Genomic DNA, 24,038 nt, shown 5'->3' with positions numbered 1-24,038 from the left:
ATGGAGGAATTAAACAAATGTTAAAATTAGTATTAAGTTTTTGCGCAGTTACTTCTATAACTGGTTGCGGAGTGTCTACTTTAGTTAAGAATACGAATGATAATGATTATTATGAAAAACTTAAAGAAGATATTTTAACTAACAAAAAGTATATAGGTAGTGTTAATTATAACGATTATGATGGGCAAAGATTTTATAGTGAAAATTCATTAAATGAATACATATTGGGAAAATCTTACATAGATAAAGTATATACATCATCTAACCCCTCAAAAATAATTAAAGATTATGAGAATTCAATTTTGGACGAAAACAAAATTTATGATTTAGATACAAATAATAGTAAACAAGTATTTAGAGATGTTTTCAATAATGCAACTTTATCAAGTTCTGATGCGCTAAATACATATGTTAATAAAGGAAATATAAAAGAAAAATATAGTTATGATAGTATAAAATGATTTAGTACACCAGAAGAAGCAAAATTATATGAAAAAGAAAAGCTAAGTATATATAATTCAATATTTTATATGGTTAATGGCTATTATTATAATGCTTTTAATATTGATGATATAGAAAACTTATTAGCATCATTTGAAGAAGGCTTAAATGTAAATATTAATAAAAGTTTAAATGGTACGAAATTAATTAATCCTTACTCATTTGCAGGAACAATTAGTGACTTTAGAAGCAATGTTAAAGATTTTTTAAATCCAGATTTTATGTCAAAATATTTTTCAGATGTAATTGATATAGATTCCGAAAATTCACTTACTATAACCCCAACTGGAAATAACGAGTTTCGAGTTAATCAAAATGGAACTCAAAAAATATATTATGGTTCAAATAATGAGTCATATAAAATAAGGTTTGCAAATAAATATTCTTCAAATTTTGAAATGATAAAAGATTTTAAGGACATATCTAAGTGAGATACAAGTGGTTCAGAAGGAACTTGATCAATAGGTAGGCGTTATTGAAAAAGAGATATAGAAATTTTAAATCAATATAATAGAGTTGAAAAAGTAACTATTATATTAATGCCTAAATGGTCATATGGTTTTGGTAAAAATAACCCAAGTTTTGATTTTTATAATTATCATGATGATACTATTTCATCTGCAAAAGTTTATCTTAACAAAAAAGATAAAGAAAATAAAACCAATGTTTTAGGAGTTTTAAGTGATTTACCTTTAAGATACGGTGTAAATGATATAACTCAAGAAGAAAAAACAAAACTATTTGATATATTTTTTGATAATTATTTTCAAAAAGTTTTAACTAATTTTGCAGAAAATTCTAATAAAAGATTGACCTATGCTGATATTTTAAAAGGGAATAATATATATAATATAAATGAAACTGTAAAAAAAGATTTAGTATATAAACTAAACAATGGAATAGGTAAGAATTACACAATATTACAAAGTATTAGCGATTTTAATATTAGAAAAGAAAAAATAAAAGAGAATGGTAAATGAATTGATGATGAAATTAAATATGAATTAAACCCTGGTTTATATGTAAATGAAAAAGAACTAGATACATTTCTTCCTCTAAATAATGGCATTAATAGTTTTGTAAAATACTTTCAATCTTATGATATGCTCTTTTCAAATAGAGAAGGTAATAAATTATCTGGAAGTATGGAAGAAGCGAAGGAAAAAGCTTTTATTAATGGTAAAAGAACTTTAAAAAAACAATATATTGCATATGATGTCTTTGGTAACACAGAAGTTTCTGGCGAAAGTGAAGAAGATGTCATAAGAAAAATGCAAAACAAAATTTATTTAGAATCTAAATTAGTAAATAATAATGAAATAAAAACTTGGAATTTAAACTTCAAAAAATCATTTGACTCAATAATTTCAGATGGTAGATATTTAGTTTATAAAATAAAAAATATAAATAAACCTAATGATTATTTATATTTTCCATCTTTTGAATTAGCATTAAATTCAATAAAATCTTCTTTAAATATAGATAATATTTTAAAAAACAAAATTTCAAAAAGATTTTATTATGATTATATAGATTATAAAAACATAAACCATAGAATTTTATTTTTTGATGATGATATTGAAAGTGTATTGTCAAAAATTAAATCTTATCTAGAAGGAATAATTGATCTCTAAAATCTTGTAAAATATATAAATATCAATATAAAATATTATAAATTTATAAATAACTAATATTTATAAATTTTTTTATTATTTAAAATTATTAAGAACTATAAGTTTTCAAATTTGTTTAAAATAAAGATTTAAAAAACTATATTACTAAAAAGATTTTTAAATATAAACAATAAACTTTAAATTTATACTCTTTTTTAACTTCATTTTTGCTTAATAAAAAAAATATTAAAAAACTATTTACATTATATAAAAAAATATTATAATAATATTGTTAAAAAAGTAGCGCACATTGCTCACCATTACTTATAGGAAATGGTATAACTTTATTCTTTTATATAAAAATAATAGTTAATGTGCTCCTAGTTTTTTAAGGCACATTTTTTTATTTTTTGGAGGTTAAATGGCAGAAATAAAAAACAATAAAAGTGACTTTGTTAACAAAGACATTAGAGCAAGACAAATCCTAGTTATTGACCAAGATGGTCAAAAAATAGGTCCTTTAAATAAGTTTGAAGCATTAAAAATGGCCGAAGAACAAGGTTTAGACCTTATGCAAGTAGGTATGCAAGATAATTCAACAGCAATAGCAAAAATACTTGATTATGGGAAACATAAGTACGAGCAAAAAAGAAAACAAAGAGAAAATAAAAAAAATCAAGTAAAAGTAGAAAATAAGGAAATTAGGCTCACTGTTGGTATAGGAGAGCATGATTTAGATACTAAAGCTAGAAAAGCAAGAGAGTTTCTAGAAGCTGGAGATAGAGTCAAAGTTTCATTAAAATTTAAAGGTAGAGAAATTACATATCAAGAACTTGGTAAAGAAACCTTGAATAAATTTTTTGCAAAAGTTGAAGATTTAGCAAAAGTTGAAAAAGATGCAAAACTAAATACTAGATTTCTAGATATGTATATTGTGCCCAAAAAACCTTAAAAACAAATAAAGGAGGAAATTAGACATGCCAAAAATGAAAACAAAAAGCGCATTAGCAAAAAGAGTTAAGAAAAATGGTGCAGGTAAATTAAAACGTGCAAAAGCTTACAGATCTCACTTAGCACAAAATAAATCAACAAAACAAAAAAGACATTTAAAGAAATCAACATTTATATCTGATAGTGATCTAAAAAGATTAGATGGATTATTACAAAATTAATAAAGGAGTATAATTTATGGCAAGAGTTAAATTTGGTAAAGTTACAAGAGCAAGAAGAAAACGTTGAATAAAAAGAGCAAAAGGTTATTATGGAACTAAAAAAACCCATTATAAAAAAGCTCATGAACAAGTAGTTCGCTCAATGGCTTATGCTTTTGTTGGTCGTAAACTAAGAAAAAGAGATTTTAGAAAATTATGAATAATCCGTATAAATGCTGCTGTTAGACCTTTAGGTTTAAGTTATTCAAAATTTATGAATGGTCTTAAAGTATCTGGAGTTGAAATTAATAGAAAAATGCTTTCAGAATTAGCAATTCACGAACCAAAACAATTTGAGGTTTTAGTAGAAACTTCAAAAAAAGCATTAGAATCAAAAAAATAATGAAAAATCTTTATTAAAATAAGGATTTTTTTTGTTTTAATTAGATATATAAGGAGTAAATAAAGTATGGCAAATTTAGTTAATGACAATATCGAATTTGATGATAATGATTTTGAAGAAGCTTGAAGTAATGCTCCTAAATTAATTAATAAAGATATTAATGATTTTAAATTGTGTTTCATATGCAAGTTCCATATGAATAAAAAAAATATAATAAATGGAGATCTCTCTTGAAATATATTTATAATTAATCTTAAAACAATCAGTTTAGAAAAAAATAACTTTATCGCAGTTCATCAAAATTGTATGGAATTAAGACCAAAACTAGATTGCACAAAATTAGTAAAAAAAATCAAACAATCTGCTTGAATGTTTGATGAAAATTATTATAAATAATATTATTTTCTTTTATAGTTTAATCCAATTAAATTCATAACTTTATTAAGTTTTTTTCGTGCAATAAATCTAGCTTTATTTGCAGCTTCTTCTAATCAATTGTCAATTTCATTTGAATTTATAACTTCATTATATTTTTTTTGAATGCCTGAAATCAAATCACAAACAACTTTGCTAACTTCATTTTTAAATACACCATAATCTTTATTTTTAAAATTATTTTCCACATCTTTTGGTTCTATATTTGTAATGGATGAATATATTGTTATCAAATTACTTATCCCTGGTTTATTTATTGGATCATATTTTACAATATTTTCAGAATCTGTTAAAGCAGATTTTATTTTTTTATCTATTGTGTTTAAGTCATCTAGTAAAGAAATATATGATTTTGGGTTTTCAGATGATTTAGACATTTTTTTAGTTGGATCTTGTAAATCCATAATTTTATTTCCAACTTTAGAAATATAATCTTCAGGTATTTTAAACATTTCCCCATATTTATTATTCATTCTTTCGGCAATATTTCTTGCTAATTCAATATGTTGTTTTTGGTCTTTTCCAACAGGTACATAATCTGGGTCATATAATAAAATATCACTTGCCATTAATAATGGGTATGTTAATAAACCTGTTGGTATAAAGTCTGTTCCATTTGTAGATTTAACCTTGTTAGATTTATCTTTAAATTGAGTCATTCTATTTAACTCTCCAATTGTACTATTACATGTTAAAATTCAACATAATTGGGTATGTTCTAATACTTCACTTTGAATAAAGACATTTGATTTATTTGGATCTAATCCACAAGCAAAATAAAGAGCAATCATATTTTTGATATTATTTTTTAAAACAGTTTTGTCTATATGTGTTGTTATTGCATGTAAATTAGCCACAAATATAAACATTTCAAATTCATCTTGTAAGGAAACAAAATTTTTGATTGCACCAATGTAATTTCCAAGTGTTATAGTCCCAGTTGCAGTTATTCCTGAAACCATTCTTTTTTTAATTTCCATATACTTCTCCTTAAGTTACATTTTATATTATACAATTATTTATTTTTAAAACAAAAATGAGTAAAATTAATTAATAAAAGGAAGTTAATATGAAGACATATAATTTAATAAAAAATGATTACATTGAAACAGCTGAGAAAATTGAATTATTTGAAGCAGAATTGAAAAAAAGGGGTTGAATTTTGAATACAGAAAACCCTGATTTTGTTTTTATTATTGGTGGAGATGGAACTTTTTTAAGAGCAGTTTCATATTATAAAAAAATAATTGATAAAATTAAATTTGTTCCTTTTAAACTTGGTGGTATTGGTTTTTATACTAATAAAAATAGATTAAATGAACTTTCTTTAACATTAGACTTAATTGAATCAAATAACTATGAAATGCAATCATTTGAAATGTTAGAAGTTAAAAATAATAATGATAAATTATTAGTTGTTAATGAAATGAAAATATTAAATGAAAAAAAACCTATTTATATTGAAATTTATATAAACAATAATTTCTTAGAAAGATTTCATGGAACTGGTTTAGTTATTTCAACATCAAATGGAAGCACAGGTTATATGAAATCAGCTAGAGGAGCCGTTATATTACCAAGAAAAAGTGGAATTTATCAATTGCAAGAATTAACACCAGTTAGCACCAATAAATTTCGTTCACTTAACTCACCACTTATATTAGATAAGAATTTTGATTTATCATTAGTGTTAGAAGATAACTCAAATGAGTCTATGATAATTGACACATTAGAGTACAAACTTATTGATAAAAGGATTGAAATAAAATTATCAAATATATCAATAAATGTTATAACATGTTTAAAAAATGATTTAAAAAATGATATTGAAATCATTAGAGACATTTTTATAAAAGATAAAGAGGAAATATTGTAATGCTAGTGATCGTTTTAACTCTATTTTCAGTTATTTTTCTAATTTTTTTAATTGTTCTTATAATTCATTTAAATTTAAGAAAATATAAAATTGTAAAGTATGAAAAATATAAAATTGAAAATAATGATAAAGCTTTTACATATAAAAATATATTAGAATCATTGGGTGGTTTAGAAAACATAGAAAAAGTAGATAATAAAAAAATATATTTAGTTTCTACAAATTTAATTAATAAAAAGAAACTAAATTATTTTAAAATTAAATATGATATAAATGATAATTATATTATTATTTCAGTCAAAGGATTTAATATAAATTTATTTTATAAAAAACTAAAAAAACAAATTGAAAATGAATCTATTTAAATTTCTTATTATAACCATAAATACCACCTTGAAGTGTTAAGGCGTCAATACCATGTTCTTTAAGAAAACTTGCTGTTTGACCACTTCTATTACCTGCATTACATACAGTGATAATTAATTTATTATCAGGATTATATTTTTCTAAATAATACTCATAATTCTTTATAAAATCAGTGAATTCAATATTAATTGCTCACTCAAAATGTGGTAACATTTCAAATTCACCTTTTGTTCTAACATCAATTGTTAAAACTTTATCTTTAACTCTTTTGTAATCTTCTGGTGAAATCATTTTTTTGCTCCTTATATATTAATTTTATAGTTTTTAAAGTGTATAATAAATATAAATTGGGCTTTTTATAAATATTTGTATAATTTAAATAATTTTTATATATTATGATTTTTATGTTGCTTATTTAATGAAATATTATAAATATTTATCAAGTAAAAGGAGAAAAAATGGCAGAAATTAAATTTATGGCCTTAGGTGGCCAAGATGAAAGAGGTAAAAATCTTTTCATTGTGAGCGTAGATGAACAACTTTTTGTTTTTGATTCAGGAATGAAATTTCCAGAAAGAAGTGTATTGGGAATAGATGTTATAATACCAAATTTTGACTTTTTAAAAGAAAATGCAAAAAAAATTAAAGGTATATTTATATCAAATCCAAGTTCAAGTAATGCAGGATCAATTAGTTATATCTTAAGAGATGTTGATGTTCCTGTTTATTGCAACGAACTTACAACAATAGTATTAAAATATAGAAACTTGAAGTATAGAATAAAAAACAGAGAAAATAATTTTAAAATAATAAAAGACAAAGACATTCTAAAATTTGATAAAAATGTTTCAGTTGAAGTTTTTAGAACAACTTCTATGTTCCCAGAATCATTCGGATTTGCAATTCACACAAAAGATGGAAGTATTGTTTATGCAGGTGATTATATAATGGATGGAACAGAGCAATCTTATTTTTCAACAGACATGAATCACTTAGCACAAATTTCAAAAAAAGGAGTTCTTACTTTAATTTCGGACTCTGAGTTTGCTTCAAGACTTGGTTACACAGTACCTAATCATAGAATTGAAAAATTTATAGTTGGACCAATGAAAAACAAAAAAAATAGATTAGTATTAGGATTATTTGAAGAAGATGTATTTAAGTTGTTTGAAATTATTGCTCAAGCAAAGCAAAATGATCGTAAAATAGCAATTTATGGTAAAACTATAGCAAAAATTATAGAAGCTAAAACAGTTCAAGAAAGTTTACAACTTTATGAAAAGGATATAATCACAACTGAGGAATTTATGAATTCAACAGATGGAGTTTTAGTAATTACTGGTGCAGGTGATTTATTGTATTCAAGACTTGCTAAAATTGCAGCAGGAAACGATGAAGTTGTTGAATTTACAGAAAATGACACAATCATTCTTGCAACCCCACCGTCTGCTGGTGTTGAAAAAAGACATGCAGAAATATTAGATGAATTGGCTAGAACAAATGCACATCTAATTGCATTATCAGATAAAAACATTTGAACCATGAGAGCTAGTTATGAAGATATAAAACTAATGACTAGAATTATGAAACCCAAATCATTCATTCCTGTTAAAGGCTTGTACAAGGATTTCTTATCAGCTGAAAAAGCTGCTATTGAAGCAGGTGTAAAATCTGAAAATATAGAATTAGTAAAGAATGGCCAAGTTCTAAAGGTATTTCCTGATGGTAAGTTAGTAGTTTCAAACCAAAAAATAAAAACCGCAGATATATTTGTTGATGGAATTGGAGCAGGGGATATAGGTGCTATTGTTTTAAATGAACGTAAACAATTAGCAACAGATGGAGCTGTAATAATTGGTGCTAATTTAAATGATAAAACTAAAGAATTATGTTCTCTTATAGACATACAAATGCGTGGTGTTGTTTATATAGTTGACGATAACCCTATATTTAAATTAATGCAAAAACAAATTGTAGATTTAATAACAAGAGCAAAAGATGATTGAAAATTAAAACCTGAAAGTTTTGATATAAATCAAATAAAAAAAGATATTGTATCGAAAGTAAGATCTATAATTAAACAAGAAACTGGTAAGCAACCAATTGTTCTTGTTATTGTTAATGAACTTTCTGGAATAAATTACGAACCAAAAATTAGACAAAAAAGTAACCAATAAAGTTAATATTTTGATTGAAAGTTGTAAAAGTATTTAATTTTGTATTAAAATATTGTAAAGGGCAATAATGGGTGAATCAAATGGATAACTTTAACAATAATAACAACAACTCTGACAGAACTTCTGCATTCACAATACAAAGAAAACAAAGAAGACCAGATTCTGTGTCTTGAATTATTAGTGCATTATTTTTATTCTTTACAAATATTATTTCAATTGGAAGAATAACAATTGTTGGTCAATTTCTAGATGACGTAGTTTTTACTTTCCCTTTTGGTTGATTTAAATATTTCTTGTACTTGTTAATTTTTATAATTGCATTCTCAATTTATTTTGGTATTAAATTTAAAGTTAAAAAAAGATTTATAGCTATGTTATTTACGACTTTTGTTGTTTTATGTTGACTAATAAGCTCAATTTTATTCATAATTGCTTACGCTAGTGAGTCAAAAAACTTTGTTGTAGATAATTATTGAACAAAGTCTATTTTTTTAGATTCTATAAAATCATATACAAATAATTGATATAGTAACTCTTTATGAAATACCGAACATAATCTTATAATTGCTAATCCAGATAGTTATTTTACATTGTGAGCTGGTGGGGGTATCATCGGTACCACTCTATGTGGTGTCTCATCTTATTTAACAATATTTGGTGCTTTATTAATTGCTTTATTCTTTTTATTTATAAACTCTTTATGAATATTTACTGGTGATCCATTATATGTTTTAAAACCAAAAAGACTAAGAAAAACAAACAGATTAAGAATATTATCATTAAAAAAACAACATGTTAATGTAGATAATGGAAAACCAAAAAAAGCTAAAAAAAGAAGTGGCTTTAATCTATTTACTTTGATAAATGTTGATAATGAAGAAACATTTGATGAAAGACAAATTCTTTCATCAATTAAAGAATCTGATATAACTATTGAACTACCTAGTTTCAATAGAAAACGTAAAGAAGAAATTTATGAAGACACTGCAGAAAATTTTTACAAAGGTGACTTTTCTGAATTAAATAATTTAGATTACAATAACAATTTAGATTTTGAAAACATGCATAATAATAACTATTATGAATCAAATAGAGGTTTTCATCCAGTTCAAGAACATAACTATGAAAACAGTTATCAAATTAATGAACAATCAAATTATGATAATGATTTTCAAAATAATCAAAACTTTATTCAACCAAGACCTTTAGAAAATAAAAATAATATTGATAATTCAAGTTCTTTAAATGAAGAGGCAAGAAAAAAATTTAACCTAGAATCTAACCTTACTCCTTTTGGAGGAAATGGTCACACATTGGAAGTCGCAAGCGAATTAAGAAGACTTAATAAAAATAAGGATAAATCTAACGTTTTAGAGCAAACAGGTCAAATAACTTTAGATCAATATATTAATGAAGTTAAAGAAGAACGTAGTGAAAAAAATATTTATAGTAGATATGACAATTATACCTCACCAATTCAAGATGAATTTGCAAGAACAATTGTAAATGGTCAAGGAAATTATGGTTTTCAAAATAATCAGTCAAGAAAAATAGAGGTTGACAAAAGAAAAGCGTCAGAAAAAAAACTATTTGTAAATGAATCTTATAGGTTACCAAATATTGATGTACTTAAAAAAAATACTGATGATGAAAGAGAGTATGCAATTCTTAGTGAATATGCAGGTAAAAAAGCAAAGCTTATTGAAGAAACTTTTAATCAATTTGGGGTTAATGCAAAAGTTGTTAACATTAACATTGGTCCAAGTGTTACTAAATATGAAGTTCAACCTTCTGCCGGAACAAAAGTTAATTCAATAACTAGTCTTGAAAATGATTTAAAATTAGCTTTAGCAAGTCAAAGTCTAAGAATTGAAGCTCCAATACAAGGAAAATCAGCAGTTGGACTTGAAGTCCCAAATGAATCAACAATGATTGTTGGTTTAAGAAATGTAATAGAAAATGCCCCAATACAAAAAATTAATTCAAAACTATTATTTGCAATTGGTAAAACTGTAACTGGTGATTTTTTATTTGGTGAATTAGATAAAATGCCTCACCTATTAGTTGCGGGTTCAACAGGTAGTGGTAAATCAGTTATGATTAATGGAATAATAAGCTCATTTCTTATGAGATCTAAACCTCATGAAGTAAAATTTTTAATGATAGACCCTAAAAAAGTTGAACTATCTATTTACTCTGATATTCCTCATTTATTAGCTCCAGTAATTAGTGATATGAATCTAGCCAATAATGCATTAAAAAAAGTTATTAGTGAAATGGAAAGAAGATATGCATTATTTACAAGTGCAAGCGCAAAAAATATTGAAGGTTATAACTCTAAACAACATAAAAATGAAAACAAACTTCCATATTATGTAATAATAATCGATGAATTAGCAGATTTAATGATGACTGCAAATAAAAAAGATGTTGAAGATTCTATAATGAGATTAACTCAAATGGCAAGAGCTGCTGGAATTCATTTAATTGTAGCTACACAAAGACCATCAACAGATGTTCTTACTGGAGTTATAAAATCAAACATACCTACTAGAATAGCATTCTCTGTTGCTTCATCAATTGATTCAAGAACAATATTAGATTCAATGGGTGCTGAAAAATTAATAGGTAAAGGTGATTTACTTTATATGGCACCAGGAAGTAATTTTTTAACAAGAGCTCAAGGTACTTTTATTAGCGATGAAGAAATTGAAAAGTTAGTTTTACATTGTAGATCACAACAACAACAAGTTTTTGATGAAGAATTCTTGACATTAGAAGAAGATTATAATAATATGGTTAATACACAATTAGTTCAAAAAGACCCATTATTCAATGAAGTAAAAACTTACATTATTAATGAACAAAAAGCTTCAACAAGTTTAATACAAAGAAAATTTAGTATTGGTTATAATAGAGCTGCAAAAATAATTGATGAACTTGAAATGTGTGGAATCATAGGACCTCAGAATGGTGCTAAACCTAGAGAAGTATACTTAAAAAATGAAGAATTATATTAATAAATCAGTTTTACTGATTTATTTTTTAATGATAAGCAGGTGTTATAATGAATGATAAAATTAAAACTATACCAGATAAGCCAGGTTGTTATATATATTTAAATAATAATAACAAGGTTATTTATGTTGGAAAAGCTAAAAACTTAAAAAAAAGAGTTTCTAGTTACTTTAATAAAGCCCATAATTTTAAAACTACAAAGCTTGTTAGAGAAATAAAAGATCTTAATACAATAGTAACTGCAAATGAAAAAGAAGCCTTAATATTAGAACAAAATTTAATAAAAAAATATAAACCAAAATATAATGTTGTATTAAATGATGATAAAAAATATCCTTATATTTCAATAACTAATGAAAAAGATCCAACCTACATCTATACAAGAAATTATGACCCTAAAAATAAGATATCCTTTGGTCCTCTTCCAGAAGGTTCTAGTGCAAGAAATATTCTAAGAACTTTAGAAAGAGTTTATCCATTAAGAAGGTGTAAAGGTAATCTTGGCAAACCATGTATAAATTATCATATAGACCAATGTTCTGGAGCTTGTTTTAAAAATGTTGATAAATCTTATTATGATAAACAAATTGAAAATGTAAAAAAAGTTTTTAACAAAGGAGGTACTGAGTTAAAAAACTTATTAAAACAAAAAATGATAAAGGCAGCAGAAAATCTTCAGTTTGAAGAAGCACAAAGAATAAAAGAAATTATTCAACATTTAGGGTTCACAACAGTTGATCAATTTGTAGACTTTAGTGAAAGTTTTAATAAAGATATCTTTGGATACTTTCATGATGAAAAGTACATATCATTTACAGTTTTATTTTATAGAAACGGTAAGTTAATTTCTAAAGATAGTATGGTATTTGAAAGTGATTATGAAAATTTACAAGAATTATTTGAAAGTTTTGTTATGCAAGTTTATCAAAAAAATATGATACCAGACTTAATAATTCTCCCCCCCAATTTTTCTGTTGGAAGTCTATCTTTAATTTTTACAAATAAAATATCAAATTTAGTTGATAAAATATCAGTAAAACTTGTTGAATTAGCAAATGAAAATGCAAAAGAATTTTTAATAGAAAAAATAAAATATAAAAATCAAAAATCTGTTCTATATGATGAATTGCTTGAAAAAGTTCAACACTCTTTAGATTTACCAACCATACCTAACCATATTGAAATGTTTGATGTTGCAAACATATTAGATGAATTTGTAACTGGTGCAATGGTAGTTTTCAAAAATGGTCTTCCAAGTTATAATGATTTTAGAAAATTTAATATTGATATAGAATATAAAGATGACTATCACAGAATGCAAAATATGATATATAGAAGATATCAAAAAGATTTTAATAAACCTGAAAACCTACCTGATTTAATAATTATGGATGGAGGAAAAATACAAGTAAATGCAGCAATTTCTCAATTAGAATTATTAGACTTAAGCATACCAATAATTGGTCTTGTTAAAAATGATAAGCATAAAACAGATCATATATTAAATTGAAACAATAAAATTATTAATTTAGATAAAACAAGTGAAGAATTCTTATTTTTAGAAAAAATACAAGATAGAGTACATAATTTTGCAATAGCTGGTTTTAGAAAAAGAAAATTAAAAGGTGTCACCAAAGATGAACTATCAGAAGTTAAAGGAGTTGGACCAAAGTTATTAAATAAAATAAATACTGAATTTAAAGATAGAAGTCATTTTTATAGTTTAAATGAACAAGATTTAAAAGAATTTATTAAAAATGAAACCACTTTCAAGAATGTATTAAATTTTTTAAAAAACAAGAAAAAAAAATAATTTAATTGTATAATTACATAGTTGGTAAAAGGAGTATCAAGATGACCGAAAAAGATATAATTTTAACTTCTGAAGGTAGGGAAGAATTAGAAAAAGAATTATCAAACTTAATTAATGTTATTAGACCTCAAGTTATTGAGGAGTTAGTTGAAGCAAGAGCACAAGGTGATTTATCTGAAAATGCAGACTATGATGCAGCTAGAAATAGACAAGCAGAAGTAGAAGCAAGAATAAAAGAAATTGAAACCATGCTTTCAAAGGCTAAAATAATTGAAGATTCAAACAATCTTAATAAAGAAATAAAAGTTGGAACTACTGTAACTTTTCAGAATTTAAAAACAAAAAAAGAAATGACTGTTAAAATAGTTGGTGTTATTGAAGCTGATCCATTTGAATCAAAAATATCAAATGAATCACCACTTGCTAAAGCAATGCTGGGTAAAAGTACTAATGATACTTGCGAAGTAAGAGAACTAAAAGAACCATACAAGATTTTGATAAAAGATATAAAATAATTACAAACCTTTAATTAGGTTTTTTTATTTAGGAGTAACATGCTTAAAATACAAAATACATTTAAAAATAATAATAAAACTATATATTTAGTTGGTACGCCAATAGGAAATTTAGATGATATTTCTTTAAGAGCAATAGAAGTTTTAAAAAACTCGGATTTGATATATTGTGAAGATAAAAGAGTAAGTATAAATCTCTTAAACAAATATAGCATTAAAACGCGTTTAAAAACTTTACATAAATTTAATGAGCAAGAAGAATTTGATTACTTTAAAACTGAAATTAATGATTACAATAAAATATCTATTATATCTGATGCAGGTGTGCCATGCATTTCAGACCCTGGAATGTATTTTGTTAATAGCATTTTAAACTTTTATGATGACATAAATATAACGGCTGTAAATGCAGGACCAGCGTATATTCATACTTTATTGGTCAGTGGTTTTATATCTTATAAAAATATTTTTTTAGGGTTTTTAAAAAAGAACACAAATGATGAAATAATTGAACAAATCAACAATAATTCAACTATAGTTTGTTTTTATGAGTCTGTTCATAGAATTATTACTAGAATTAATTCACTTTCTTTATTATTGCCATTAGAAACAAATATTGTTATAGGTAGAGAAATATCAAAAATAAATGAACAATTTATTCATGGAACCTTAGAAGAAGTTAAAGCATATTTAAATAGCAATGATTTTATTGCTAAAGGTGAGTTTTCAATTGTACTAGATTTATCAAATATAAAGATTTTAGATAATATTAGTGAAAACAAAATTGAAGAACTTGTACTATCTTTAAAAACCAATGGTCTTACAAATAAAGATATTATTAAAGAATTACACCAAAAATATAAGATTAATAAAAATACTTTATCAAATATTATATACAAATTAAAAAAATAAGTCGATATTATAAAAGGGTGATAAAATACAAAAATTAACTATAGATGAAAAAAGAAACATTGTAGGTGGAGCTGGTATTTCAGGTGCATTTCTGGATGGTATAGCAAATATTATTAAAAGTGCTACTGGATTTTTTACTGATAATATTGGTGCGATAGCTACACCTATATTGGCTTCAAAAGTAATTAATAATGTTGATAAAATGGACTTTAAAATAGGGAATAATTCATTTTCATTTGATAGAACAAAACTAAACGAAAATAAATATTCACAAAAATCCGCAAACTGAGCTAGTGTTATATAATGCTAGCTTTTTTATATATTAATTAATCAAAATTTAATGAAATTAATAAAAAAATAATGTACAATTATTTAGGTTGTAGATTCAACCGCTCTTTTGTATGTTTTAAGAAATATTTTATATTCACATACAAGGCGAGTCTATTCGGAGGTAAAATAATGTTTGCAATTATTAAAACAGGTGGTAAACAAATTAAAGTTCAACAAGGTGATGAAATATTCATTGAAAAAGTTAAATTAGAGGAAGGAGAACAAATACTATTTAAAGAAGTTTTAATGGTAGATTCTACTTTCGGTAATCCATTTATAAAAAATGCTGTTGTTTCAGGAACAATACTTAAACAAGGTAAAGAAAAAAAATTAAGAGTTATTAGATACCACCCTAAAAAAAATGTTAATAAGATTTATGGTCATAGACAACCATATACAAAGGTAAAAATTGATGAGGTATCATTGACTGGAGTTTTATCAAACAAACCTAAGCCAGTTTCTAAGTCATCAGAAGTTAATAGTGAAGCAAAAGTTTCAACTATTGCTGCAAAAAAAGAAACAGTTGCTACAGCGCCAAATACTAAAACAACTGTAACTACTAAAGCAGCTGTTGAAAAAAAAGAAACACCTGCTAAAACAACTACAAAAGCAAGTGCTTCAACAAAAGTTGTAGCTGAAAAAAAAGAAACAGTAGCTAAAACACCAACTACTAAAACAACTGTAACTACTAAAGCAGCTGTTGAAAAAAAAGAAACAGTTACAAAAAAAACAACTGCTAAAACTGATGCTGTTAAAAAAACTACAACTACAAAAGCTGTAGCTGAAAAAAAAGAAACAGTTACAAAAAAAACAACTGCTAAAACTGATGCTGTTAAAAAAACTACAACTACAAAAGCTGTAGCTGAAAAAAAAGAAACAGCAACAAAAAAAGTTGAAAATAAATAATAATGATTATAGCTGAATTTGTTTACGTAGACAAAACTATTAATAATTTTAATGTTAGAGGTCATGCCAACTTTGATAATTATGGCAAAGACATTGTATGTTCTGCTGTAACGGGTATAGTATCTGGTGCATTAAATGCATTTGATTCTCTTTATAATGATTGTTTTAAAATTGATGTTAAAACAAATAAAATTAGTGTTAATATATTGAAGAACACAAAAGAAGTAAGTATCTTATTAAACTTCTTGTTAATACAACTGGAAACAATATCAACTCAATATCCAGAGAATTTTATAATAAAAAAGGTAGGTGAATAAAATGAAATTTTTATTAGGTTTACAGTTCTTCGCTTCTAAAAAGGGTGTTGGATCAACTAAAAACGGTAGAGATTCAGAATCAAAAAGATTAGGGGCTAAAAAGTCAGATGGACAATTTGCTAATGCAGGTTCAATAATTTTTAGACAAAGAGGTACAAAAATACACCCAGGTCTTAATGTTGGTAGAGGTGGAGATGACACTTTATTTGCATTAATATCAGGTGTTGTTAAGTACCAAAGATTTGGAAAAAACAGAACAAAAGTTAGTGTTTTACCAAAATAATAAAGTACCTAAAAGGTACTTTTTTTTAATATGAGGAGATTTATTTTATGGGAAACTACCTTTTTTTATATGTTATAGCAGCAATAGCAATACTTATTTTAACTATTTTAATTATTTTTAATAAATTAAATAAGAAAAGCTTAAATTCAAAATTAAAGACATTCAAAAAAGAGTTTATTCGTAATAAAACATTTAATGTTATTGATTTGAATTTAACTGAAAATATAAATAAATACCCGTTTTTATCAAATTTCAACAACATAAAAAAACAAGTTAATATAATTGATTTAGTTCAAGAATTAATAAAAAAACAAGAGGTATACTATAATTACTGAACTAATATAGAGTATGATTTATTTTCTTATTTAGAAGTCTTGAGTTATGAAAATGGAATAAAAATTCCAGACAATGACTTTATTGAAATTTATAAACAATTTGCTGAACAAAGTTTTACCATTTATAAAAAATACTACCTTCAATCTGTTATACCTTTAATTATTTTTAATTTCCAAAATTTTGATACAATTGATATTAAATTTAAGGACAATGATTCTAAAATTGATAAATATTTTATAATGTTTTGTGAAGACTTAATTGAAATGAATAAAATTATTAAAGAATCAATTAGTTATAGTAAATATATTAAGGATGAAAGCACAAGTAATTCATATAATAATTATAATAATAATTATAGAAATATAAATATTGATGAAGAGCAAGAAAAACTTATAAATGCTTATAAGGTTTTAGGTTCAAAACCATCTGACGACAATCAAACAATAAAGAAAAATTATAGAAAACTTGCAAAAGAGTACCACCCTGATAGAAATAAATCTAGCAATGCAAAAAGAAAAATGGCAGAAATAAATAATGCCTATGATCTAATAATGCAATTCAGAAATAAATAATTAACTAATATTTTTATTGACTTTATTCAATTAATGTATTATTATTATCTATTACGCGGAGGTAATGAAAATGAAAAATGAAATAAAAAAAGACTTAGAAGAATATATTTTAGAACATGCTAAAATGCAATACACTTGTTTTGACTTAAGTGTTCAATGTTTAAAACTTGGTTATAATGGATTTGCACACTTTTTCCAAGTACAAGCTCAAGATGAATTCTTACATCAAAGAAGAATTATAAAATATTTATCTGAAAGGGATCAATTATTTGAAATTAAATCAGTTAGCATTGAAAAAAATAATTGCAATTCAATTATAGAAGTGCTTGAAACTTATAAAAAACATAGAGAACATTTTGCAGAATTGACTTCAAAATATTATAAAAACGCGTCAAACTTAGATGATTTTGTAACATCAAAATTTTATGACTGATTCTTAATTGATTTTTATGAGGAAATTGCAGAAACTAAGGATTTAATTGATGGATTAAAACTATCAAATAGTGATCATTATAAAGCTGACATTAAAGCATCAGAAAGAATAGCTCCTAACACTGACCCTGTTGTAGATCCATTTGCACCACATCAATAAAATAAACAATCTATAAAGGATTGTTTTTTATTTCAATTAAAAAGTTTTAAATATATAATTAATATTAAAAATAAATAAATGATATACTATATTTGTTGTATATAAATTTTATGGTATGCAATCACATTTAGGAATTTTCTATCCTAGTGCCAATTTTAATAAAGGTGGATAGATTTTGAACTACTTGGAAGAATAACGAATAAATTAGAAAAGGAAAAAATTATGATTAAAGATTTAACAAGAGAACAATTATGAGATGCAGGAGCTCAATATGGACATCAAACTAAAAGATGAAATCCAAAAATGAAGCCTTACATCTACAATTCAAAAAATAAAAATCACATTATAGATTTACAAAAAACAGTTAGAAAACTTGAAGATGTAAAAAAATTAATCTCACAAATTGCTGCAAAAAAAGAAAAAATTATTTTTGTAGGTACTAAAAGAACTGCTAAACAAGCTGTAAAAGAATCTGCTATAAGAAGTGGAAACTTTTATATAAATTCAAGATGATTAGGCGGAACTTTAACTAATATGAAAACAATTTCTCTAAGAATAAAAGCTTTATGAGATATTGAAAATGAAGAAAAAACAGGAAAAATAAACTTAAGACCTAAAAAAGAGCAAATTTTAATAAAAAAAGAAAAAGTTAAATTAGAAAAACTATTGGGTGGGATAAAACAAATGCATAAACTTCCTGCTGCTATGTTTGTTGTAGACCCTAAAACTGATGAAATTGCTGTAAAAGAAGCTAGAAAATTAAGAATACCAGTAATAGCAATTTGTGATACAAATGTTGACCCAGATATGGTTGATTATGTTATTCCTGCAAATGATGATATTCAAGAGTCAGTTAACATAATAACTAATTACATCGCTGAATTATATGGTGACTTTGCAGGTATTAAATTAGCACCAACAACTTTAAAATTTGTTGCACAAAAAAAAGAAGATTATAAACCAAGAGAAAATAATTATAATAGAAACAACAATTATGAACAAAGAAACTATCAACAAAATAATAACAAAGAAGCAGAAGCTGCAAAACAACCTGTTGATTCTGAAAAAAGTGTTGAAGTTAAGGAGGAAAAATAATGGCTGTTACTACTGAATTAATAAAACAACTTAGAGAAATGACATCTGCTGGTATGATGGATTGTAAAAAAGCTCTTGAAGCTACAAATGGTGATATTGATGAGGCAATAGTTTGACTAAGAGAAAATGGACTTGCAAAAGCCGCTAAAAAAGCAGATAGAGTAGCTGCTGAAGGTGTTTCTTTAGCTATTTCAAATGATAAAAAAGCTATTATTATAGAAGTTAACTCGGAAACTGATTTTGTTTCTAAAAATGAAAAGTTTATATCATTAATTGATGAAATTGCTAAAGTAATTTTACAATCAAATATCTCTTCATTAGAAGATGCACTTAATTTAAAATTAAGCAGTGGATCTACAATTAATGAAGCTTGTATAGAAGCTACAGCAACAATCGGTGAAAAAATTTCATTAAGAAGGGTTGCTGCTGTTGAAGGTAAAAACTTAGCTGTTTATAACCACTCAAATAAAAGAATATCTGTTTTAATTAGTTTTGAAGGAGATATTTCAAAAGAAGATGCATATAACGTATGTATGCATGTAGCAGCTATGTCACCAAAATATGTATCAAGTAACGATGTGCCACAAGAGTTCAAAGATTCTGAAATGCATATAATTAAAGAAACTACAGATGTAACTGGTAAACCTGAAAATGTTGCACAAAACATTTTAAATGGAAAATTAAATAAAAAAATTGCTGAGGTTACACTTCTTGAACAAGCATATGTTATTGATGAAAAACAAACTGTAGGTAATTTCTTAAAATCAAAAAAATCATCAATTTTAAATATGTATAGATTCGAAGTTGGTGAAGGTATTGAAAAAGTAGTTTCAGACTTTGCAGCAGAAGTTGCGGCACAATTGAAAGGAAATTAGTATGATGAATTTATTAGTGGACTTTAAGAATAATAACCAAGTTTTAATAATTGCAATAATTGCAGCTATTGTTGTTGCTATTCCTGCCATATTAACTTATTATTTATTTATTAATTTTTTAAAAGCAAAAAAACCAAAGTATTTAAGTAAGTTATCTTTTTCATTACTTAACTTAAATATATTCTTTAGTTTAGTATTTTCAATTTTATCAATAGTTTTTATAAAACTAGAAATTATTAATACAGATACAGATAGTATACTTGTTGTTGTATTCTTAGCAATCTCATATTTATTAATTGTTTTATTATATGTAATATTATTCTTTTTTAGCCAATACATTTGAGTGTTATTTGATGATAATAAATTAATAACACTTGCAGAAAAAATAAATTATGAAAAAATTACTAAAATAGTAGATGATGTTGATTCAAACAAAAATGTATACTTAAACTTTGTTGAAGGAACTAGAAGATTAAGAAAAATTAAGTTTGCAAAAAGTACATTAATAGGAAGCTTTTTCTTAGAAAATGCAAAGTTTTCAGGTGTCGAACCAGAACAAATTTCTCAATCAGAATTTATCAATGATTTAGAAGTTAAAAATAGAGAAGCAGCTTATGAAAAAGTTAAAAAATCAGATAAGAAAAAAAATGACTCAGTTGAAGAAACAGAAATTACAGAAACTGAATTAGAAAATAGTTCAGAAAAAAATAATGAAAATATTAATGATGAACCAATTACTGAAAATATAGAAGTAGTTGATGAAAACAAAAAAAATAAATAAATTTAAAAGCTTTCAAAAAACATCTAAAAGTCTTATTGATAAAAGATGTTTTTTTTATGACCTAATAATATTTATTTTGTACAAAATTTATTCTTAACATTTGTAAAAATTACAACAAATGAAATTAATAATTTTTTGTTATAATCTTTTTAGCGAGGTAATTATGGCATTAAAGTATAAAAGAGTTTTATTAAAAATTTCAGGAGAAGCCTTAAAGGGTAAGAATGATATATATGATAAAGAAAAGTTGGAAGATGTAGCTAAGCAAGTTATAAAATTAACAAAAGAAGGTTTACAAATAGGTATAGTTATTGGTGGAGGAAATATCTGAAGAGGTAAATTAGCTGGTACATTGGAACTTTATAGAATCGAAGCAGATTATATGGGAATGTTAGCCACAATAATGAATGCACTTGCATTTGAAGCTACACTAAGAAAATTAAATTTTGATAAAGTAAAAGTTTACTCTTCATTAGAAATTAAAACTGTAACAAGTTCATATAATTATAGAAATGCTAGAGAAAAACTTGAAGAAGGTTATGTAGTTTTATTTGCAGGTGGAACAGGATATAGTTACTTTACAACAGACACTGGAGCTTCAATCAGAGCTATAGAAATTAAAGCCGATGCATTATTAATGGCAAAATATGGTACAAAAGGAGTTTATGATAAAGACCCAAATATAAACAAAGATGCTAAATTTTATGATTATTTAACACATAATGATCTTGTAACTAAAAACTTACAAGTAATGGATTCAACAGCAGCAACATTATCAAGAGATGGTAAGTTAGAAATTGTTGTTTTTGATATTAAAGGAAATGAAAACATTGTAAAAGTAGCCCATGGAGATTTAGAATGTAGTGTTATAAAATAAGGAGACAAAAAATGATTAAAGAATTATTAGATATTACAAATTTAGAAATGCTTGAAGTAGTTGAAAGCTTTAAAACTTACATCTCAAAAATTAGAACTGGTAGAGCAAATGCAAGTATATTAAGCAGTGTTATGGTTGATTTTTATGGAACATTAACACCAATTAATCAAACATCACAAATTTCTGCACCAGAACCACAACAATTAGTGGTTAAACCTTACGATAGGGGTCAAGTGCAAAATGTAGTCGCTGGCATAAATAAAGCTGATTTAGGTTTAAACCCTTTAGCGGAAGCAGATCTTATAAGAATTAATATTCCACCTTTAACTGAAGAAATAAGAAAAGATTTAGTTAAAAAAATGATGAAGGAGTTAGAAAACTTTAAAGTAAGAATAAGAAATTTAAGAAGAGATGCTATTGATAAAGTAAAAAAAGATTCTAGTTTACCAGAAGATTTAAAGAGTGATTTTGAAAACCAAATTCAAAAATTAACTGATAAAAATATTTCTCTTTTAGATGAAGTTTCAAAAAGTAAAGAAAATGATTTAATGAAAGTATAAAAAGAAAAATAAGTATATTATTTTTCTTTTTTTATTTATAATTAATGTAAAGAATGCATTTTATTGCAATCTTTATACCTATGATATACTTATAGGAGAGGGCGAAATGGGTTTTAAAAAAGGAGTAATTGTAAATTACAATCAAAAAAATTATTTAATCGAAGAAGTAATTCATAAACAATTATCTGATAGACAATTGACTTTTTTGCGTATTAAAGATTTATTGAATCAAGAAGTATTGACTGTCGAATCTAGCTCTGTAAAGTCAATTGTTGTAAATAAAAGAACAAATGATTTTGATAAGAGTGATACTGAATATATTAATTCACTTTTTGACTTTAAAAATAATAAAGATAAAAAAGAAACTTTTTTTGATATTACTAATGATGAACAAGTGTATTCGAATGATACTCTTTTAAATGATAATGGAATTTACAATGAAAATTTTAGTACAAAAGATTTAGAAAATTATAATCTTAATGGTAATAAAATTGTCGAAAGTTTTTTTACTGAAAAAACTCAACCAATTTATAAACCTAGAAGAAATAATAGTGATTTTAGTAGTTCAATGAATAGTAAGTTTGTTGACCAAACATTTTCAAACCTAAAAACAAGTGAATTAAATAATGAAAATAATGAACTTCAATCAAATATTAGTTCATTAAAAACTATAAATGTAATTGACAATAATGAAAAGGTCCAAGAATTTGTCAAAAATGAAGAAATTGACCAAGATGAAAATCTTAAATTGGATGGAAAATATATAAATTATAATAACTCTTCAAACCATGTTCAATCATTTGAAAACACATTTAATGAATATGAAAATTTGCTTAATACAAGCAACCAAAATAATGTTTTTAAAAGTACAAATAATTCTGAGCCAAATTTAAATTCAGTTGTTTCATTGACTGAAGACCTTAACCAATTGAATAACCATTTATTAAATAACCCACAAGTAAATCAACCATCTAAAGATATTAACACAAGTTTTAATAATTATATTAGCAATGATAACATAGAAGCTAACTCATTTAAAGATTTAAACACTTCAAAATCAAGTATAGAAGCAAGTAATTATGAAAACATTGATAATTTAACAGAAACAAATCTATTTGGTACAAATAAACTAAATGACATAATCAATAAACATGAACAAATAATTAATGATTATAAAAACAATGAATATAATGAAACTAATACAATTTATGGACTAGGGAGCAACTTTAATAAAGCTGTATTAAAAGCATCAACTGCTTATAAAAAATTTAAAACTATGTCCATTTGATTAGTTGTTATAATGGTTTTTACATTAATTACTCCATTATCAATTTTAACCACTAAATTAACTCTTTTATTTTTAGAAAACGAAGAATTTAGCACTTCTTATTTTAAATTGTTTGAATTGCAAAGTATGATCTATATTGATATTTCGATGATTGCATCAATAATTGTTTTATTAATAATATTTATTTCTTATTTGATAGCCTATATAATTTTTTGTATGAAAACACAGTTTAAAAAAGTTGCATATCAAAACTATGTAATTGATAGTAAATTAAAAATAATTGATTCTATTCAAGAGTTTAATTCAGAAACAAGTACTTTCTTAATAAAAGTACATAGTGATATTAAAAAAATAAAACAAAGGTTAAAAAAACAAAATCAATCTAATTTATCAAGTATAAAAAATAATTCACAACAATCAAAGTTTTCTCATTAATCTCTTTATTA

At 24.7% G+C, this 24,038-nt stretch carries 25 protein-coding genes, 1 pseudogene and 1 other annotated feature; of the genes and pseudogenes, 24 read left to right on the top strand and 2 right to left on the bottom strand.

Features of this window, described 5'->3' with window-relative positions:
• Positions 1 to 17: 17 nt before the first annotated feature.
• The 5 genes from STURON_RS04670 (at position 18) to STURON_RS04650 (ending at position 4,064) form a co-directional block, all read left to right on the top strand.
• Positions 18 to 2,135 (top strand): hypothetical protein, encoded by a 2,118-nt coding sequence (locus STURON_RS04670; RefSeq protein WP_075048714.1) that lies wholly within the window; start codon positions 18 to 20, stop codon positions 2,133 to 2,135.
• 400 nt (positions 2,136 to 2,535) lie between these two features.
• A complete protein-coding gene (infC, locus tag STURON_RS04665; RefSeq protein WP_075048713.1) occupies positions 2,536 to 3,066 on the top strand; it encodes a translation initiation factor IF-3 in 531 nt (176 codons plus the stop codon).
• 25 nt (positions 3,067 to 3,091) lie between these two features.
• On the top strand, positions 3,092 to 3,286 hold the full coding sequence (gene rpmI / locus STURON_RS04660) for a 50S ribosomal protein L35 (protein ID WP_075048712.1): 195 nt from the start codon (positions 3,092 to 3,094) through the stop codon (positions 3,284 to 3,286).
• A 16-nt stretch (positions 3,287 to 3,302) separates the two neighbouring features.
• The gene (gene rplT / locus STURON_RS04655) at positions 3,303 to 3,668 is read left to right on the top strand and encodes a 50S ribosomal protein L20 (protein ID WP_075048711.1); all 366 of its coding nucleotides are present in this window, start codon (positions 3,303 to 3,305) and stop codon (positions 3,666 to 3,668) included.
• Between the two features lie 66 nt (positions 3,669 to 3,734).
• Positions 3,735 to 4,064, top strand: a complete 330-nt coding sequence (locus tag STURON_RS04650; protein WP_075048710.1) for a hypothetical protein — start codon at positions 3,735 to 3,737, stop codon at positions 4,062 to 4,064.
• A 2-nt stretch (positions 4,065 to 4,066) separates the two neighbouring features.
• Here the strand turns inward: STURON_RS04650 and trpS are convergent, their stop codons facing one another.
• Positions 4,067 to 5,083 carry a tryptophan--tRNA ligase gene (gene trpS / locus STURON_RS04645; protein ID WP_075048709.1) on the bottom strand — a complete coding sequence of 339 codons (1,017 nt, stop codon included), beginning with the start codon at positions 5,081 to 5,083 and terminating at the stop codon, positions 4,067 to 4,069.
• An 89-nt stretch (positions 5,084 to 5,172) separates the two neighbouring features.
• On the opposite strand from trpS, the gene STURON_RS04640 reads away from it, so the two are divergent.
• Both STURON_RS04640 and STURON_RS04635 read left to right on the top strand, forming a co-directional pair.
• Positions 5,173 to 5,979, top strand: coding sequence for an NAD(+)/NADH kinase (locus tag STURON_RS04640; RefSeq protein ID WP_075048708.1), 807 nt, complete (start codon positions 5,173 to 5,175; stop codon positions 5,977 to 5,979).
• The gene (locus tag STURON_RS04635; protein WP_075048707.1) at positions 5,979 to 6,344 is read left to right on the top strand and encodes a hypothetical protein; all 366 of its coding nucleotides are present in this window, start codon (positions 5,979 to 5,981) and stop codon (positions 6,342 to 6,344) included. The genes STURON_RS04640 and STURON_RS04635 overlap by 1 nt, the downstream gene beginning before the upstream one ends.
• Here the strand turns inward: STURON_RS04635 and STURON_RS04630 are convergent.
• The gene (locus tag STURON_RS04630) at positions 6,337 to 6,636 is read right to left on the bottom strand and encodes a rhodanese-like domain-containing protein (protein WP_075048706.1); all 300 of its coding nucleotides are present in this window, start codon (positions 6,634 to 6,636) and stop codon (positions 6,337 to 6,339) included. The genes STURON_RS04635 and STURON_RS04630 overlap by 8 nt on opposite strands.
• 167 nt (positions 6,637 to 6,803) lie before the next feature.
• Here STURON_RS04630 and STURON_RS04625 point away from each other — a divergent pair, with 167 nt between their 5' ends.
• The 17 genes and pseudogenes from STURON_RS04625 (at position 6,804) to STURON_RS04550 (ending at position 24,027) form a co-directional block, all read left to right on the top strand.
• Positions 6,804 to 8,522 (top strand): ribonuclease J, encoded by a 1,719-nt coding sequence (locus STURON_RS04625; RefSeq protein ID WP_075048705.1) that lies wholly within the window; start codon positions 6,804 to 6,806, stop codon positions 8,520 to 8,522.
• Between the two features lie 80 nt (positions 8,523 to 8,602).
• The gene (locus STURON_RS04620) at positions 8,603 to 11,542 is read left to right on the top strand and encodes a DNA translocase FtsK (RefSeq protein ID WP_075048704.1); all 2,940 of its coding nucleotides are present in this window, start codon (positions 8,603 to 8,605) and stop codon (positions 11,540 to 11,542) included.
• Positions 11,543 to 11,589: 47 nt separating this feature from the next.
• Entirely contained in the window at positions 11,590 to 13,353 is a 1,764-nt protein-coding gene (gene uvrC, locus STURON_RS04615) for an excinuclease ABC subunit UvrC (RefSeq protein WP_075048703.1), read from the top strand.
• Positions 13,354 to 13,394: 41 nt separating this feature from the next.
• Positions 13,395 to 13,868, top strand: coding sequence for a transcription elongation factor GreA (gene greA / locus STURON_RS04610; protein ID WP_075048702.1), 474 nt, complete (start codon positions 13,395 to 13,397; stop codon positions 13,866 to 13,868).
• Positions 13,869 to 13,907: 39 nt separating this feature from the next.
• Positions 13,908 to 14,780: a 16S rRNA (cytidine(1402)-2'-O)-methyltransferase gene (gene rsmI / locus STURON_RS04605; protein WP_075048701.1), complete on the top strand. Its 873-nt coding sequence runs from the start codon at positions 13,908 to 13,910 to the stop codon at positions 14,778 to 14,780.
• 169 nt (positions 14,781 to 14,949) lie between these two features.
• A complete protein-coding gene (locus STURON_RS05965) occupies positions 14,950 to 15,084 on the top strand; it encodes a hypothetical protein (protein WP_269078824.1) in 135 nt (44 codons plus the stop codon).
• A gap of 73 nt (positions 15,085 to 15,157) precedes the next feature.
• Positions 15,158 to 15,233, top strand: a sequence feature (ribosomal protein L21 leader region).
• A 6-nt stretch (positions 15,234 to 15,239) separates the two neighbouring features.
• Positions 15,240 to 15,533, top strand: a pseudogene (gene rplU, locus STURON_RS05920) (50S ribosomal protein L21); the annotation flags it as partial.
• A 485-nt stretch (positions 15,534 to 16,018) separates the two neighbouring features.
• On the top strand, positions 16,019 to 16,333 hold the full coding sequence (locus STURON_RS04595) for a ribosomal-processing cysteine protease Prp (RefSeq protein WP_075048700.1): 315 nt from the start codon (positions 16,019 to 16,021) through the stop codon (positions 16,331 to 16,333).
• Between the two features lies 1 nt (position 16,334).
• Positions 16,335 to 16,616 (top strand): 50S ribosomal protein L27, encoded by a 282-nt coding sequence (gene rpmA, locus STURON_RS04590; protein ID WP_075048699.1) that lies wholly within the window; start codon positions 16,335 to 16,337, stop codon positions 16,614 to 16,616.
• A 47-nt stretch (positions 16,617 to 16,663) separates the two neighbouring features.
• Positions 16,664 to 17,524, top strand: coding sequence for a J domain-containing protein (locus tag STURON_RS05845; protein ID WP_075048698.1), 861 nt, complete (start codon positions 16,664 to 16,666; stop codon positions 17,522 to 17,524).
• 70 nt (positions 17,525 to 17,594) lie between these two features.
• On the top strand, positions 17,595 to 18,116 hold the full coding sequence (locus STURON_RS04580; RefSeq protein WP_075048697.1) for a ferritin-like domain-containing protein: 522 nt from the start codon (positions 17,595 to 17,597) through the stop codon (positions 18,114 to 18,116).
• Between the two features lie 222 nt (positions 18,117 to 18,338).
• Positions 18,339 to 19,211: a 30S ribosomal protein S2 gene (gene rpsB / locus STURON_RS04575; RefSeq protein ID WP_075048696.1), complete on the top strand. Its 873-nt coding sequence runs from the start codon at positions 18,339 to 18,341 to the stop codon at positions 19,209 to 19,211.
• Entirely contained in the window at positions 19,211 to 20,086 is an 876-nt protein-coding gene (gene tsf, locus STURON_RS04570) for a translation elongation factor Ts (RefSeq protein WP_075048695.1), read from the top strand. The genes rpsB and tsf overlap by 1 nt, the downstream gene beginning before the upstream one ends.
• Before the next feature lies 1 nt (position 20,087).
• Complete coding sequence (locus tag STURON_RS04565; protein WP_075048694.1) at positions 20,088 to 20,867, top strand: hypothetical protein; 780 nt, start codon at positions 20,088 to 20,090, stop codon at positions 20,865 to 20,867.
• A 163-nt stretch (positions 20,868 to 21,030) separates the two neighbouring features.
• Entirely contained in the window at positions 21,031 to 21,744 is a 714-nt protein-coding gene (gene pyrH, locus STURON_RS04560) for a UMP kinase (protein ID WP_075048693.1), read from the top strand.
• Between the two features lie 11 nt (positions 21,745 to 21,755).
• Positions 21,756 to 22,304: a ribosome recycling factor gene (gene frr, locus STURON_RS04555; protein WP_075048692.1), complete on the top strand. Its 549-nt coding sequence runs from the start codon at positions 21,756 to 21,758 to the stop codon at positions 22,302 to 22,304.
• A 106-nt stretch (positions 22,305 to 22,410) separates the two neighbouring features.
• Positions 22,411 to 24,027: a hypothetical protein gene (locus STURON_RS04550; RefSeq protein WP_075048691.1), complete on the top strand. Its 1,617-nt coding sequence runs from the start codon at positions 22,411 to 22,413 to the stop codon at positions 24,025 to 24,027.
• Positions 24,028 to 24,038: the final 11 nt, after the last annotated feature.

The sequence above is a fragment of the Spiroplasma turonicum genome (genome assembly GCF_001262715.1).
Taxonomy (GTDB): domain Bacteria; phylum Bacillota_I; class Bacilli_A; order Mycoplasmatales; family Mycoplasmataceae; genus Spiroplasma_A; species Spiroplasma_A turonicum.
The sequence above is the reverse complement of the archived record's forward strand: the minus strand, read 5'-3'. Positions and strand labels throughout refer to the sequence as shown.